Origin of the sequence: Bacillus sp. MRMR6 (assembly GCF_001940785.1) — a bacterium.
In the GTDB taxonomy this organism is placed as follows: Bacteria; Bacillota; Bacilli; order Bacillales; family Cytobacillaceae; genus Neobacillus.
The window spans coordinates 1-16,029 of record NZ_MSLS01000023.1; the positions used below are offsets into that span (position 1 = coordinate 1).

General features: G+C 40.4%; 11 protein-coding genes. All 11 read right to left on the reverse strand.

Annotated elements, in window-relative coordinates:
• Positions 1 to 183: transposase (locus tag BTR25_RS18455; protein ID WP_483295243.1), on the reverse strand; the 183-nt coding region annotated here is incomplete at its 3' end.
• Positions 184 to 423: 240 nt separating this feature from the next.
• A complete protein-coding gene (locus BTR25_RS18460; RefSeq protein ID WP_075689522.1) occupies positions 424 to 1,269 on the reverse strand; it encodes a creatininase family protein in 846 nt (281 codons plus the stop codon).
• Between the two features lie 58 nt (positions 1,270 to 1,327).
• On the reverse strand, positions 1,328 to 2,713 hold the full coding sequence (locus BTR25_RS18465; protein WP_075689523.1) for an MFS transporter: 1,386 nt from the start codon (positions 2,711 to 2,713) through the stop codon (positions 1,328 to 1,330).
• Between the two features lie 400 nt (positions 2,714 to 3,113).
• A complete protein-coding gene (locus tag BTR25_RS18470) occupies positions 3,114 to 3,860 on the reverse strand; it encodes an AraC family transcriptional regulator (RefSeq protein ID WP_075689524.1) in 747 nt (248 codons plus the stop codon).
• Between the two features lie 273 nt (positions 3,861 to 4,133).
• Positions 4,134 to 5,669, reverse strand: a complete 1,536-nt coding sequence (locus BTR25_RS18475) for an MFS transporter (protein ID WP_083652461.1) — start codon at positions 5,667 to 5,669, stop codon at positions 4,134 to 4,136.
• Between the two features lie 320 nt (positions 5,670 to 5,989).
• Positions 5,990 to 8,314 (reverse strand): glycoside hydrolase family 2 protein, encoded by a 2,325-nt coding sequence (locus BTR25_RS18480; protein ID WP_075689525.1) that lies wholly within the window; start codon positions 8,312 to 8,314, stop codon positions 5,990 to 5,992.
• A 320-nt stretch (positions 8,315 to 8,634) separates the two neighbouring features.
• Positions 8,635 to 11,271 (reverse strand): glycosylhydrolase-like jelly roll fold domain-containing protein, encoded by a 2,637-nt coding sequence (locus BTR25_RS18485; RefSeq protein ID WP_075689526.1) that lies wholly within the window; start codon positions 11,269 to 11,271, stop codon positions 8,635 to 8,637.
• Between the two features lie 10 nt (positions 11,272 to 11,281).
• The gene (locus tag BTR25_RS18490; RefSeq protein WP_083652462.1) at positions 11,282 to 12,094 is read right to left on the reverse strand and encodes an SDR family NAD(P)-dependent oxidoreductase; all 813 of its coding nucleotides are present in this window, start codon (positions 12,092 to 12,094) and stop codon (positions 11,282 to 11,284) included.
• Between the two features lie 106 nt (positions 12,095 to 12,200).
• Complete coding sequence (locus tag BTR25_RS18495) at positions 12,201 to 13,010, reverse strand: SDR family NAD(P)-dependent oxidoreductase (protein WP_075689527.1); 810 nt, start codon at positions 13,008 to 13,010, stop codon at positions 12,201 to 12,203.
• Between the two features lie 36 nt (positions 13,011 to 13,046).
• Entirely contained in the window at positions 13,047 to 14,339 is a 1,293-nt protein-coding gene (locus BTR25_RS18500; protein ID WP_075689528.1) for a glycoside hydrolase family 1 protein, read from the reverse strand.
• Positions 14,340 to 14,382: 43 nt separating this feature from the next.
• The gene (locus BTR25_RS18505; protein ID WP_075689529.1) at positions 14,383 to 15,921 is read right to left on the reverse strand and encodes a glycoside hydrolase family 43 protein; all 1,539 of its coding nucleotides are present in this window, start codon (positions 15,919 to 15,921) and stop codon (positions 14,383 to 14,385) included.
• Between the last annotated feature and the right edge of the window lie 108 nt (positions 15,922 to 16,029).

Genomic DNA, 16,029 nt, shown 5'->3' on the forward strand with positions numbered 1-16,029 from the left:
CATTCGAATTGGTGGCACGGCATTGCGACCGTTATCCAGACAATATTTATCTTTTAATTCTTCAATTATGAATGAAAAGTCGACTAGTTTTTTAATTTGGCGAAGCATATTATCTTTTGGAACAATGAGATCATAAATTCCTATATATGGGCTAAGATTAAATGAATCTTGAAAGGAAATCATTTCGGTACCACCTTTAAAGTCTTGTTACCTTAATTATAAAATAAAAAGCAGTTGAAGGGTTGATAAAATCAACCTTCAACTGCCTCAAAACAAAGGACTTTTTCAGTGCCCTCCGCTTTAGCGCCGAGGAGGCTCCCCAGAACGCCCGCGGAAAGGGAGCGATTTCGCAAAAATCAACACTGTCCATTAACACAGCCAAAAGAAAAAAACGAGAAAAAATATTCTCATTTTTTTCAAAGATTATAACCATTCACGGTATTTTTGGAGACTGTCAGTTTGTGTATATTCATCTGTTTTCCGTAATAGCTCAACAATGGTGGGCATATCCAATTTCTCAATAAATTCCTCAATGGCAAGAATGCCTGATTGAGCTAATTCTTCACGATGGTGATCAGATGTAATTTGAGGTGTCGGTAGATGATCAGACGGTTTATCAAAGTATGAACCGATTGCTCCTGACTGCATCGCATATTTCGCAAGTTCATTACCTGGGTTTTTATTCATGCCGTTTAAAGCATTTTGCATATCATAAGTTACAGAATGAGATTCTGAAACATTAATCGGAACATCTTCCAACCTGCCTAATATTTCGTAAGCCCCAATACTCATATCATTAAACCTCTCCATAAACGAATAACTTAAATCTTTAACACTATCAAATGCTTTCACCATGTCTATATAGAGAATTGGTACTTTTGTTTCTTCAAAAAAGTCACGAATCATCCCACTTACGGTTAGGTAAGCCGGTCCATGACAAGTTACATATACCTGTCTTCTAAAACCTTGTTTTAACAGTGATTTTGCAATTGTTTCTAAATAACTCATACCGTCTTTCACGCTCATCTTAATGGTCCCGCGGGCCATCACTGTCCCACCAGCGAAGAAATATGGAAGATTGTGAAGAACAAGACCGTTTGTTGCCTCTGCCATTTTTAAAGCAAGTGCTTCAGCAAAAACAGTTTCGGCATCAAGTGGCAATGCTCCGTGTGTTTCTGTTACACCAACAGGAACAAAGATTAGATCATTTTGCTGTAGATATTCTTCTACTTCCGCGTTTGTACATTTCGATAGAAACCGAGTTCTCAAATATAACAACCCCTTCTTATAAGCGCAACGAACTTCGAGTGAAGCTTCATCGTAATTTTTACAAGTTTGCTGCTCTTCTGTCCTTTAATGTAGTGTACATTTCTTCAAATTTCGTATTATTTAAGTTAAATATCAACCCAATGCCGATCAGCATTAAACTAAACGCTAAAATAGGCAGTCCGTTATACATACGTAAAACACCTTCTGCCACTTCCTTACTTTGAGAAGTTTGCCCGGAAACAAAACCTACCCAACCTAAAGCATAACTTCCAAGGGCCGAACCGACACCCATACCTATTTTACGTGAGAATGAATAAATGGAATAAAGGGTTCCATCAAATCGTTTGCCCGTTTGAAGTTCTGTGTAATCTAAACAATCTGTGACGAGTGCCCAAACAATCATAACAAAAACCATATTGGCTATGGTTGCAATATTATAAGCAACAATATAAATGTAAACATTTTCAATGATAAAAATAGTTAAGAGAATCGTAGCAATTAAACTAAAGCTTGCACTACCGATTACCATATTTCGTTTACCAATCTTTTTAACTAGACTAGGAACAAACATAAACAATACAAGCATGACTCCCATTTGGATGAATTGGTTAATAGCAAATGCACCTGTATTTTTGTAGTATTCTGCGAAAACGATGGCACCTAATTGCGAAACGCCATTAATCATGAGTAATGATCCTACACTTGCCACCATCATCCCCAATAACTGGCGATTCTTTAAGGCTGCCTTTAACGCTTCTGTGAATTTATAATCCGTTTTTGCCCCCACTGGCCGATCATCACGAATGCGTTCTGTACTTAATTTAACAAGTCCGGTATAAGCAAGAACAGAAAGAATACTGAATACAATGGAAATGTAGAAAAACATTTCAGGAACTAGATTCCCAGATTTATCATAGATAAACATGGGAACGAAAGATAAAAATCCAACTCCGACAACCAACCCGCCAATAGAACGAGCACGAGATAATTTCGTTCGTTCAATCGGATCATCTGTAATAACAGCTGCTAACGAACCATAAGGAATAGAATCAGCTGTGTAGGCGATTCCGTAAAACAGGTAGACAAATACAACCCAAACATGAATGGCAGTTGATGACCAACTTGAGACATCAGCAAATGAAATTAAAATTGATGCTGCGAGCAGCCATTTGGAAATATTAATATAGGGTAAAAATTTATCACCACTTTTTCCTAATCTCCATCGATCCGGGATGCTTCCCATCATAACATCTGTTGCTGCATCAACGATTCGTGCAACTAAGAATAATGTCCCCATAAAATAGGGACTAACACCAAGGACAGAGGTGGTGAATAATAGGAAAAATGAGCCGATGTAAAGGTTCGCAAACCCACCGCCAACATCTCCCAGCATGTATCCAAATTGGTCACGGAAACCAAATTTTCTAACCTGTTTCTTTTCCATGTTGTAACCCCCAAATGTAAATAAATATAGATACAATAACTAAACGATCAAAGAGTGATATGCAGATTACCACCATTTGCTTAAATAATAAACTACACCGTGTTTGTTTACTATACAAACTAATTATATATATATGTAACCTTCCTTCATCACCCTCCTCCCACTGTTGTCTAAAAAAAGGACTAGATAACTTTGTAAAAAGCTAAATTCTTCTAGTGACTCTCGAGCTACTATTAAATTTTGTAAACTTTTCAGACTAATGTAAGCGTTTTTAATTTATCTAATGATATCTTAACGCATACTTTCTAACTATTTTTGCAATAAAATAGCATTCTTTTACACTATAATTGCATTAGATAAGAAAAAAGCCTTTAATCAAACTTTTCGGTTGATTAAAGGCTCACTTACTATTATTTCGTTTATATTCTTTTGGGGTTACGCCTTCTTCCTCTTTAAAAACACGAGAAAAGTATTGTTGATTTGCAAAACCTACAATATAGGAGATTTCAATTAATGAGAGATTAGAATTGGTTAATAGTTCCTTTGCTTCCTTCATTCTTATTAAATTTCGAAAATGGCTGATTGTCATTCCCTTTTCTTTTTTGAAAGTCCGCATTAAGTGGGACGGATGTACATGTAACTTTCGTGACATTTCCTCAATCGATAGATCCTCTGAAAAATTCATCGTAATAAAATGCTCAACTTTCTCAACAATGGTTGCTTTTTCAAGTTTTATAAATCGAATAGAAGGATCTGAGTACTCTTCTAGCATTCTTTTATGAATCTCTTCTAGCTCCGATATTGACTTGGCGTTCTCAACCATAATGGCGTATTTTTCTGAAAAATAATGGCATTGCCATGAACTCAAGCCGCCTTTTCCCGCTGCATAGCTGTAAAGCGTATTGTGCGATAATAATAAGTTCTTATACGCACGTAATTTATTTCTAGGAATTCTTTTCATAATATCTAAAGTGTCTTGTCTTAGATACTCATTCAATTCATGCGCATATTGGGCAACAGATTTCTGTTCCCCTTTTCGAACCAATTGTAATAAATCTTCCCGACTTTTATGTGCTGACTCGATCAACTCATGCTTTGTTTTATGTTTACTAAAATCACTAATTAAATCAACATCCGAGCCTTCCATAATATATTCCCATCCCCTCAAATGTTACCTATAAATATTATAAGACAAAAAACTCTAGACCAACTCAAAATTTTCACATGGGTTTCACAGGTTCACACAGGGGGTTCACACAGGGACGGTTCTACTGCTTCCCTCCATAAACTGACTGATGAATCCAGCACAAAGAAATAAAATAAGGTCATGGCTTCTAGCACCGCAAGGTGCAAGAAGCCATGACCTATTTTCTGCTCTTCAACTGAAAAAAACGCAGTAGAACCGTCCCTGTGCTACCGCCTATAAATTGACTGAAATTGTATCATCGTTCGATTTTCCGTTAGGAACGGCATTTCGACGGGTTTCGATTTCTTCTGTAATTTCGGCCATGCGGTTTTTATCTAGTTCATAGTATTTCATGGCAATTAAGGATGCAATCCACGCGAACATCATGACACCTATGGACATGAACATGGTCATCCAGAAAATACTTTCAGAATATGATGTATTGACATCTGGGAAAGCGGTTTTGAAACCAATAAAGGCAAGCATTAATCCTACAAACGTTTGCTGTAGGGAAGAAACGGCTTTATCAATAAATGAATAGACGGAAGATATGACGCCTGGTGCATAACGCTCTGTCTGATAGGTGTTATAGTCAATCACATCCATTAACATCGGCATACTAAGCCCAGAAGCCACATAACGAACTGCCCCGCCGACCAAGTATAATAATAAGAAAGCAATCGTCATAAAGCCCATGTTATCCAAACGAATTTGTGTTGGATCCCCTAACCAGAGAAGTAAGAATAACAGCCCGAAGCTGATTAGACATGCCCATGTTGCACCAACATAGCCTTTCTTTGAGCCAAATTTCATGGCATAACGCATACCAAAAATAAGAACTAAAATATTTGGAATCATTCCAATCCCCTGGATGACCCCCATCATCGCATAATTCCCAATCACAATTCCAAACAGCATGACGTTCACAATCTGATTACCAGCAATTTGCATGCTCAATTTATCCGTGGTTGCGGCCACTATATACATCTGCAATGGTCGATTTCCCTTTAGGATGGGCCATAAATCCTTTAGCTTAAGAGGGATTGTATTTTTCCCTGCACCAAAGTTTTCAATTCGATCCTTCGAAGCAATCGCCAAAATACCCAGCCCATAAGCAACACCCGCAAGAATAACAGTAAAAATGGTCATTTCTTGAAATAAACCAATTTGACTAAAACCACCATATTTTCCAGTTAGATACATAGATAGATAGATGGTGGCAATGGTGTAGAAGATCATCGTATAAATCATCGTAAGCATCCCAAAAACCGGACGTTGTTCAGGATCATTCGTAATAATATTGTTGCCAATCTGAAGGCCCACTTGAGAGAATGTATAACCGAAAATGAAAATAGCATATAAGATAATAAAATAAATCATTTTAAAGCCATCAGGAACGAGATGATTGGTGAAGAACAGTAGTAAAGTTGATGAAGACATTAGGACATAAGCAACAAGGATTGCCGGTCTCACCTTACCGTACTTTCCTCTTGTTTTATCAATAATTAGACCAATAAGTGGATCGGTAATGCCATCAAGGATTCTTGAACCCGTTATAATCAAGGAGGCAATCACCGTGCCAAGTCCTACGATACCAGCAGCATAGTATGAAACAATTCCCATTAAAAACATAAATGCATTATGAGCAAACCCGCTAATCGGATAAAGACCCATTTGCCATTTTGTTGCACGGTGGTATTTACTCTCTCTTTCTGCTTTTCTCAATACCTTTTGTTCCTTTGCAAACTTTCTGGCTTCTTTCTTTTCCATTTAATCTCCCCCTCGCTTATGAAACCCCAACATGACCGGAATATCAAGTTATTCAAAGACAGCTACATTCCAAAAATGAACTGAATCACTTTCATTTTTTTAAAAAATAACTGAATGTTCCTCAGGCCTCCTTTCCCAACCTACAAATAAAGCGCTTACAGATAAGATATAGCAATTAAATATCAAGGTATTGTCTTTTAGTGACCTTTTTGGTTAAATCGATAGATTTCAACTTATTTTTTGAAAATTTAATCTATTTCCAAAACTATCCAATCAAGGGGAAATCTCCACTCACTCATTCACGAGAATCCCCATATCACCTATTTTTTAACTTTTATTAACTCTCGATTTAATCGTTTGATCCTACTCTGGCCAAATAATGAGTTGTTATCACCTTGTTCCTCGGCCATTGATGCCAGTACATCAAGCTTAAAGCCTTTCATCATCCCGTACATGGGGATTTTTGTAAGATCACCTAATATCCGAATGACCACCTCTTTTGTCTCTTCATACTCCATCAAGTCCTGCAGCGTTTCTCGTGAGGAATAGACACCTTCAGGGATTTCAACCTCTTCAATCGGTTCATCGTCATTGTGCTCCGGCAGGTCAAACCAGTTCGCAACCATTTCACCCTGGTCTTCTACTGGTGCTTTATAGCTAGGATTTGCCTCTGCTACTTTTTCAAACCATGCTTGATCATCAACTACTAAATCTCCAGCCTGTGCTTTGACCTTTATATGGTTTGATCCGTCTGCTAGAGCTACATCTTTAAAGACTACCCTTCTATTAACAGCCGATTGTGTCTCTACCTTTTCACCATTAACATACAAAGTAACTTGTTCACAGTTTGTATATACCTTCAAATCTGATTGATTACTTGCACGGTCTACATAACGCTTACCAGCAAGATGAACAAAGTGGTCCTGAGACCAGTGTGCCTTGTACATGAAGAAAGCATCTTTTTTCACTTTGCGATCGTAAGTCACAAGCCCTTTGTTGTTCCGTCCTTTTACGCCGCCTTCATCACGAACATTCGCACCAAAATCAAACATATTCCAGACGTAGGTTGCCCATAAAAAAGGCCGCTCTTCGAATATTTTCCAAACCTTTTCGTGATAGAGTGCATGGTATTCTTCGGTGTAATCTTTTACCTTTGGATCATCACTATGGTATTCAATTATGCCCTCAGCACCGTATTCAGAGATACATAGACTAATATTCGGATTTGTTTCATGGAAACGATCCAGCCATGGAGCAAAGTCTTCTGCCTTCCCATTGTACCAGCCATAATACTTGTTATAGCCGATAATATCTGTCATGCGGTTGTATTCATCCGTGTCCTCTACGATGAAAACGTTGGCCATGGTCGTTAAACGGGTTGGGTCTTCTCTCTTAGTCAATTCATTCAGTTCCCGAACCACCTCGCGAACCTCTTTTTCATGTTTGCTGCCAATTTGAATTTCATTTTGAAGACCCCAAAATAAAATAGAAGGATGGTTAAAGTTTTGGCGAATTAATTCCACCATTTGGGATTTAGCGTTCGCCCCTGTTAAATCTGTTTCAGACATCTCTGTAATAAATGGTATTTCCGCCCATACGACCATCCCTTCACGGTCACATAGATCATAGAAATACTGATCATGCTGATAGTGTGCTAGACGAATCGATGTTGCACCGATTTCTTTTATCAGTTCCATATCTTCTTCATGCTCGTTTCTACTTATGGCCCAGCCCATATCCTTACGGTCTTGATGTCGTGACACACCATGTAATCGTATGTTCTTGCCGTTCAGGAACAAACCTTGTTTTGGATCCACATGGAAATACCGGACTCCGAATGGGACAACTACTTCATCGATTGTGTCATTGTGACGTTGCAGGGAAACCCGCGCTTCATACAGATGGGCATCTTCTAAACCATTCCATAACCTAGGATGGTGAATGGTCATGGCTAGATGAATCGGTTTTGTTTCTCCGCCTTCGATATTGACCTCGGCAGCACGGTAGCCCACTTGTTTGCCTGCCTGGTCAAACAAATCAACCCAAAGTCTCACCTTGCTTGCTTCCGTTACGTCATTTGTGATCCGTGTCTGTATCGATAAATGAGCCTGTTGATCCGTAACGTCTTCCTGTACCACATAAACACCTTGAGATCCGTGATCCATTACATCCACATGTACCGGATTGACAACGACTAAATGAACATCACGATAAATCCCTCCATAAAAAGTAAAATCAGCACGCAACGGATAAACATCTTCAAAGGCCGAATTGTCCACCTTTACAGCTAACAGGTTGGGCTCGCCAAAAACAAAATGCTCCGTTAAATCAAAGCGAAAGGTTGAATACCCCCCGCGGTGCTGCCCTAAATGAATCCCATTTAAAAAAACATCCGTAACACTATTTGCTCCCTCAAACTCAATAAAAACACGATTTCTTTGCTCTTCTTGCGGTAGAGTAATACTCCTACGATACCAACAAGCCCCGCGGTGAAATTCATTGCCGTTTGCTCCGTCAATTGCATTCCAAGTATGCGGCAAAGACAACGAACGCCAACTTTGGTCGTTATAAGAAATTTCTTTCGCTTCGTTTTCATCCTGCTTTGAAAATTTCCATGATTGGTTAAGATTGATCTTCTTCCTCATACCTACACCTCCAACCATTTATTCCTTTTTGTACGAACAAATCAGGTCATCACGATGGCTCTATTTTAGCTTGTAAAAAAGTGTAATACACCTAGTAAGAAACCCTTTACATTTCATCATTTTTGAAAAGTTTATCCGCTAATATCGTAATGATAGCATCCTCCGAATAACTAATATGGTATTTTAGTGACTTTTTTAGTAGTAATAGATTCGACAAGAAAATATTTATTTTTGACAAAAATGAAGCTTTTCTCTGCTAGTGATAACACCAAAAAGAGGCATACATACGGCTTATGTATGCCTTTAATCTTAACTATGATTTACGCTTCTACCAATAACCGTACTGGTCCTAGTAGACCGCTTGGTTCGTGGTGTCCAATCCGTGAAAGCATGTCATTGTTTTCCTTCACAAGGGTGTTGGTTACTTCTATCTGGAGTGAATTTAACCCCTCATGGAGGTGTCCGCTCAATTCATACCTGTATGGAGCTTGGATCCGAACTCCTAGCGATTCACCATTGACAAATACCTCACTTGTTTCAAAGGCATCCCCGAGATCCATCCATACACGTTCCCCATCTAAAGTCCATTCAAAATTCGTTTCATATCGCATCGTTCCAGAAAACGATTGTAAGCCTTCGATACGACTTACATCAGATAGTGACTCAAGTTTACCCCAAGGGTTAAAGTCAGGATATTGCTCAGACGTTGCGGTTGAAAGTGACCATGGACCTTCTATAGGTGCCGCCTGCTGCAGCTTTGTAACCTTCGTGCTTTTCGCTAGCGTGTTATCTACCAATCCAGCCACAACAACTACGGTTTCGAATGGGGCAAGTCTAATAGACACAAGTGAATGTTCACCTTTTTCAGCCACTTCAGCACGGCTTATGCTGTTGTCATAGGCATCATAGCAGACGATTTCCCTTGTAACCGGAAGCTCGACCTCCGTATCGATTTCATTCAATGGATGCTCGTTAAAGAACATATACACATCCATATCCTGCTGTTTCACATGATAATAACGCAGGTATGGCTGTTGGTCCCTCACCTGGATATCAAAATAGCCGGAACTTTTCATGGTGTCAGCGAGTTCAGCAAGTGAAACTGTTTTTACATTTTCATTTGAAGCTAAAATTTCAAGCTCTTCCTGAACAGGTTCGCCTTCACATGAACGCTCAGGAAGACCATCTATAAAGAAAACCGGTAAGCCTTCTTTTGCAAAATCTGCTAACTTTTTAATCGCACTAGCAGGCAAGATTTCAGCATAAGGGATAATGAAACAGTCAAATGTCTCCTCATGACAAACTAGCTTTGAAGCCTTGACTTCTACATCCGCTATGATGGTATCACACGGGAGAATATCACAGTCTATTTGATTTCTCATTAATTCTTTTACTGGCTTTTGAAAATACATATAATTGCCCTCTGACCATTCGGCTTCTGCATGGTATAGTACAGCCGCTGAAGCAACATGGGTACCTGCCGACAATAGATGGCTCATCCGATTCGTATATTGATTGAGATATTTATAATAACGATATTGAGGATTTTTTCCTCTAGCATACATATGCGGTGGGCAATCGTAATCTGGATATTCTTTTGGTGAAAAGGCATGCGGGACAAAATAATTAACCCCTCGAACCAGCATGTGATCCGTCATCCATTTCATCAGTTTTAAGCCTTCCACCCATCCATACGCACCGAAAATTTCTGCCATCGTACGGCCTTTCTTTTTCGGATCAAAATGAGCAAGGGATGTGGCCATTTTTGCCAAACCGTAATTAAAAAATTCGTTATCCGCTTCTCCAGCAAACATTCTTGAAGGAATTTCATCAAAGCCTGGATTTAGCTGCCAAAGTACAACATCGAGACCAGACATATCTTGTCCGCCAAGTGCTCTGAAGAAATGACCTGCACCACTGCCAAGACGGGCATGCACGTTGTTGTCCTCTAACACATGACCAATATATTCAACTCCATGCTCCCTACACCAATTTCCAATTTGGTCAGTGAAATTTTCAGCATATAGCTTGGTTACGACATTCATATAACAATAGCGCATTTCCGACATCACTTTGCTGCCATCATGCCAAAGAAACGGTAAAAACTTCTTGTAATCTGCTCCAAATTCATTTTCTAGTAACTTGTACATCTCTGCACTCCAAGGAAGGGACACATCGGTTTTCCCAAGCTTTGAATCGTAGTAGGCTCCTTTCGTATCATTATAGAAACCTGGTTCATCAGAGAAAAACCCAGCGATTGTCCCGCCAAAGTCATCACGGTACCGTTCATAAAATGCCTCGTGTACGGTATCAATTAGGACTTTAACCGATTTCCTAACAAGTGGATTTAAATAGTCATTCTTCTTAAGATCTCCGCCACGTTCATTTTCAACGATCGTAAATATCCGCCAATACCCTTCCGGAACATCCCAGTAAAGCTTCCCATTCTCAACCTTTGATGTCACATCCTCGGCGATCTCTGTTAATTCTCCGGTTACAGCATCCCGCTTTATCGCAATGACGGCTGTAATGGTGCCACCGCCTGTCTCATAGTAGCCTGGGATATACGGCGGCGGCTCCACAATGAAAGAGGCGTTTCGCCGCGGTCCATATGCATCGATATGGTTGACCGATAAAAAGAGTCGGCGCAGTTCTTTTGGGGCATCCTTCAGCTTACCAGCTGCATGGCCAGTTGGAAAATGGTCGTCATCTAGGATCCATACACGCATATCGCGTTTCTTTGCCTCCTCGATAATGACGTCCATATCCTTCCACCATTTAGGACCAAGAAAGTCTGGATGTGGACGGGCCTCTATACATACCGCTTTTATGTTTGCCTCGTCGATCCGAGCCATTTCCTCTCGAAGTACTTCCTCTTCTTCCCCATGCTGCCAGAAAAAAGGTAATATATAATTCTCTTCGGTACCAGTTAAAACATCATTTAATCTAGTTGCCATTCTTCCCACCTCATTTGGATAAGATTTCAGGATTTCCCCATTTTACAGGTGTTACTTTTCCAGCACCAGACCCCGCATCGATCGGAATCACAGCCCCGTTAATGTATCTAGCTAAATCTGATGCAAGGAATAATGCAAGATACCCTACTTCCTTAGGATCTCCCAATCTACCATTTGGGGAGAAAATCGTAGCATACTGCTGAATGACCTCTTCTGACGCGTCCCCCCAAATAGACGTACGGAAAGTTCCTGGGCATATCGCATTTACCGTAATCTGATAGGGTGCATAATCCAGCGCTGCCGTTTTTGTAAAACCTACTACACCGTGTTTGGACCCAACATATGTCCCCATGGCACTGTTTCCTTCAATCCCTGCCATCGAGGCAATATTGACGACAAAACCAGAAGAGGACTTCGATTGTAAAATCGCTTCAATACCATATTTCATCCCTAAAAAGACACCTTTTAAATTTATATCCATTAAGCGTTCATATTCTGTTAATGAAAACTCATGCAAGGGTCTATTAGCTGCAGAGATACCTGCATTGTTGACAATCCCATCTAACCGGCCAAAGGTTTCAATTGCAAAGTGAATAAGTTCTTTCACTTGCTCTTCCTTGCTGACATCTGCAGCAAAGAACGCTGCTTGTCCACCCTGCTCTTTTATTTCCAGTACCGTTTGCAAACCTTTTGCAGCATTCACATCCGATACAATGACCTTCATCCCATTTTCGCCATAGCATTTAGCGATTGCTTTCCCTAAACCATCTGCTGCCCCCGTAACGATCGCTACTTTATCTTTTACACTTGAAAAATCAATCATCACGATTCTCCTATTCTCATTGTTCTTTTTTATAGGCTGTGATAAAGGAGCAGATTTCGCAAAAATCACCCCTAAACATTCACACAGCCTTTTTATAAAAATTTCATCAGTGGTTGATGAGTTTTTTCATTTGCTTGGCAATAATCCCGACCGCTCGTTTGGGACTCAGCCGATATAATGTATCCATGATTTTTGAATCTTTACCAGCAAGCACTCGATATTGATTATTTTCCATTCCATTAATAATAATTTCTGCTGCTTCTTTAGGCGTTAATAATTGTGACAGATCCTGTTCGCTGGCATTTGTCATTCCAGCCCCTTCCACTCCAGAATTCCTCATGATATCTGTACCAACACCACCCGGGAATACGACCGTTACGTTAACATTTGTATCCTTAAGCTCTGCGTATAGCCCTTCCGTCATGAGTTTAACGGCCGCTTTCGATGCTCCGTAAATCGCCTGACCGGGAACCGGTAAGAATCCCCCCATACTAGAAATATTGGTGATGTGCCCAACAGGTCTTTCCAGTAGATAAGGAAGAAAGGCCTTTGTCATATAAAGCGTGCCATAAAAGTTAATATCCATGACCAGCATGATTTTATCGTAGTCAAGGTCATTGATATTAGTAAAAGGATGAATAATCCCCGCATTATTAACGATGCCGTCAACTGCACCATGATAAGCAATGACCTGCTCAGGCAAGGCCTCAACCGCTTCTCGATCCGTTAAATTCACAATATAGGTCGATAATTTCCCAGCTTTTTCTCCAGCCTGTTTGACTGTTTCTTCAAGTGCATCCTCATTTATATCTACCGCAGCTACACGTGCACCTCTAGAAAGGAGGGTAAGGACTAATTCGCGTCCAATTCCACCTCCTGCTCCCGTAACAACCACTACTTTATCTAGAACTTTCAAGTGTGTCCCCCCTAATTTAATGGTCTACTTTTCCCTTTAGCCGTTAAATCCAGACTTTTTAATATTTCCTAAAAAAGCTAAGCTTTCCTTTGGATATCTCGTTTGTGAGGTTCGATCAACAGCGATCAATCCAAATGTCTGGTCATAGCCCAATTGCCATTCAAAATTATCTAACAATGACCAGTAAGTATACCCGATTACGTTGATGCCTTCTTCTATACATTGTTGGACACCCGATAATGCCCGTTCGATAAACTCTACTCTTTCTTCATCGTGGTCGGTAGATACACCATTTTCGGTAACAATAATCGGCTTGCTCCAATGTTTGGAAACAAAACCTATCACATTTCCTAAAGCTTCAGGATAATATTCATAATTCATTTTCGTTAATCGCGTATCTTGATCCGGTTTCAGATAACCATCAGGCCCGTGAATTTTTCGCGAGTAATTCTGAACACCTAAGAAATCATCTTCTTGAAGGTAAGGCAGATAGTTGAAGAAATCTTCCTGCTGCTCTTGTTCTACAAACTTTTCTCCGCCAGGTAACGCTTGATGGTCATAAAGCGAAAGCGTAATTCCCACTTTAATGGCTGGATTTACTTCTCTAATCACCCTTCTCGCGATTTCATGGCTTTTCATGACGACACGCTCACCATGATCCGTTCGAGGATTATGGAACGTCTGGATGTTTCGAGGATCCATTTCAAATGCTTCACCCAAAGCTCGGTAATACTGCTCCATTTTCTCCTTCGTTTCAACATTAAGGCCAACCTGGATATCACCTTTTTTGGATGAATCGCTGCCACTAGTGCCCATCATTCTCTTCATGATTTTCGCAATTTGCTTCCCCATATTCGCCTCATTAATCGTACAAATATAAGGAATTAAATCGCCCAATTCCGAAACCACATAGCGGCTGTAGTTTCCGAAGTATTCAATCGTTGCTTCGCTTTCCCATCCACCCTCGGTAATTAACCACTTTGGTGAAGAAAAGTGATGCAAGGTGACAATCGGCGTTACCTGCTTTTCGTGACAAAATGCTAAAACCTCTCTGTAATGTTCGATCTCTTTTTGATCAAAATTTCCTTTCGTAGGCTCTATCCGTGCCCATTCAATTGAAAATCGATAGGTGTTTAATCCAGTATCGACTAACAGCTGAATATCCTCTTTAAACTTATTGTAATGATCCACTGCTTCTAGAGACGGTTCCGTGTACATGGTGTATGGAACCTGCTCCATTGCCCAAAAGTCACTATGGACATTGTTTCCCTCTACCTGGTGGGCTGCCGTAGCAGCTCCCATCATAAAATCCTCGCTAAATTTTTTCATAATCATTCCGTCCTTTCAGGTCATTTTACTTACCGTATAAAAATTAATTTTCTCCACTAGGGACATAATGAAAATTGTCAAAACGGGCAGGCGTAGTCGAAACTTTTCCATTTCCTGTTGCATACAGGCCGAAATATAGTCCAGTAAACCCTCCCGCCACTTGTGTAGACAGTAGGGCCGTCTCGCCGCTGCCTATCACTTCCAGATCATCCGTTGTTTTTCGATAGCTGAAGGTAAAGCTCGTTTCCGTTGCATTTACGATTAAACCAACAGTGGACTCGTCATACTCTACTTCCTTTTCTACCTTCCATAGACTTCCCACACGGCGGCGAAAAAGAAGAATAGACTTTCCTCGTTTCAGGGTTTTGGCCACTTCATAATGGTAATTTTCGTTCATAAATACGGTCAAACCCGCTTCCTCTCCCTCTTCATTAGGGGAAAACTCCATCCATGTTGAAATTTCACAGTTGAAATGCTGCTGTCTGCGGCCAACAAAGGCCGGAGATTCATAGTCATTCAAGGTGCAGGCTTGGCCATAGAGCGTTAATGATCCCTTCCTTTCCGTTAGCGACCATGAACCCTGAGCTGGATGACGGTAAAAATTCCAAGTCGGAGAGAGTGAAGCAGTCTCAAACTCTTCTTTTTCCTGCCACGGAATAGGCTCTCCTAATGGAAGTGATTTGGTCTCATGTTCTACTTCAGCTCTTCCATTAATTCCAATCATCGGCCAGCCTTCTTCTGACCATTCTACCGGTGCTAGATTGGTTTCTCTTCCTAGGTGATGAACCTTTGTACTTTTCACCGGCCTAAATCCTAAGAACACAGACCACCATGATCCATCACTAGCCTGCACTAAATCCGCATGACCGGTTGCCTGAATCGGCAGCTTCGTGCTTCGGTTGGAGAGGATGGGGTTATTTGGATTGCTTTCAAACGGACCATACGGGTTTCTACTTCTCGTAATCGTCACCATATGCCCATTTTCCGTTCCACCTTCAGCGACCAATAAGTAATACCAGTCATTGATTTTATATAAATGCGGCCCTTCTGGTGAACTTCCACCTGTTCCTTCCCAGATTAACTTGCACTCACTTAAAAGTTGTCCGGACTCAATATCAAATTCTGCTTGCAGGATTCCATCAGGTCCGAACCCGGGGAAACCAGCGGCAGTTAAATATACTTTTCCATCATCGTCAAAAAACAAAGATGGATCATAGCCTGCCAGATCCTCAATAAAAATCGGCTCTGACCATGGACCTTCTGGATGGTCTGCCCATACATAGAAGGTCTTTCGAATCGTTATATTTGTGGTAATCACATAAAACCGGCCATTATGATGGCGAATGGTGGGAGCATATATCCCCTGTGATGTGGTATAAGAATGGACACGTTTTAGCGGTAACTGACTTTCACGTGTTAATACATGACCAATCTGTTCCCAATTAACTAAATCGCTGCTATGAAAAATGGGTATCCCCGGAAAATATTCAAAAGAACTAGTGACCAAATAAAAATCTCCCCCTACTCTACAAATACTCGGGTCTGGGTGAAAGCCACTAATGACTGGGTTTTTAAACTTCATTCAAACCATTCCTTTCCACGCGAGTTTCGACTTAGCTGAAAGAGGTGTATACTTCAGCTTGATAAATCTAGTACAATGAATAAAAAATTCACTATTTTTAACCGCTTT

What these genes read in the sequence shown, in the direction of transcription:
- BTR25_RS18505 (WP_075689529.1), bottom strand. Translation starts at nt 15,921, where the DNA reads ATGAAGTTTAAAAACCCAGTCATTAGTGGCTTTCACCCAGACCCGAGT.
- BTR25_RS18470 (WP_075689524.1), bottom strand. Translation starts at nt 3,860, where the DNA reads ATGGAAGGCTCGGATGTTGATTTAATTAGTGATTTTAGTAAACATAAA.
- BTR25_RS18465 (WP_075689523.1), bottom strand. Translation starts at nt 2,713, where the DNA reads ATGGAAAAGAAACAGGTTAGAAAATTTGGTTTCCGTGACCAATTTGGA.
- BTR25_RS18490 (WP_083652462.1), bottom strand. Translation starts at nt 12,094, where the DNA reads ATGATTGATTTTTCAAGTGTAAAAGATAAAGTAGCGATCGTTACGGGG.
- BTR25_RS18475 (WP_083652461.1), bottom strand. Translation starts at nt 5,669, where the DNA reads ATGGAAAAGAAAGAAGCCAGAAAGTTTGCAAAGGAACAAAAGGTATTG.
- BTR25_RS18500 (WP_075689528.1), bottom strand. Translation starts at nt 14,339, where the DNA reads ATGAAAAAATTTAGCGAGGATTTTATGATGGGAGCTGCTACGGCAGCC.
- BTR25_RS18485 (WP_075689526.1), bottom strand. Translation starts at nt 11,271, where the DNA reads ATGGCAACTAGATTAAATGATGTTTTAACTGGTACCGAAGAGAATTAT.
- BTR25_RS18480 (WP_075689525.1), bottom strand. Translation starts at nt 8,314, where the DNA reads ATGAGGAAGAAGATCAATCTTAACCAATCATGGAAATTTTCAAAGCAG.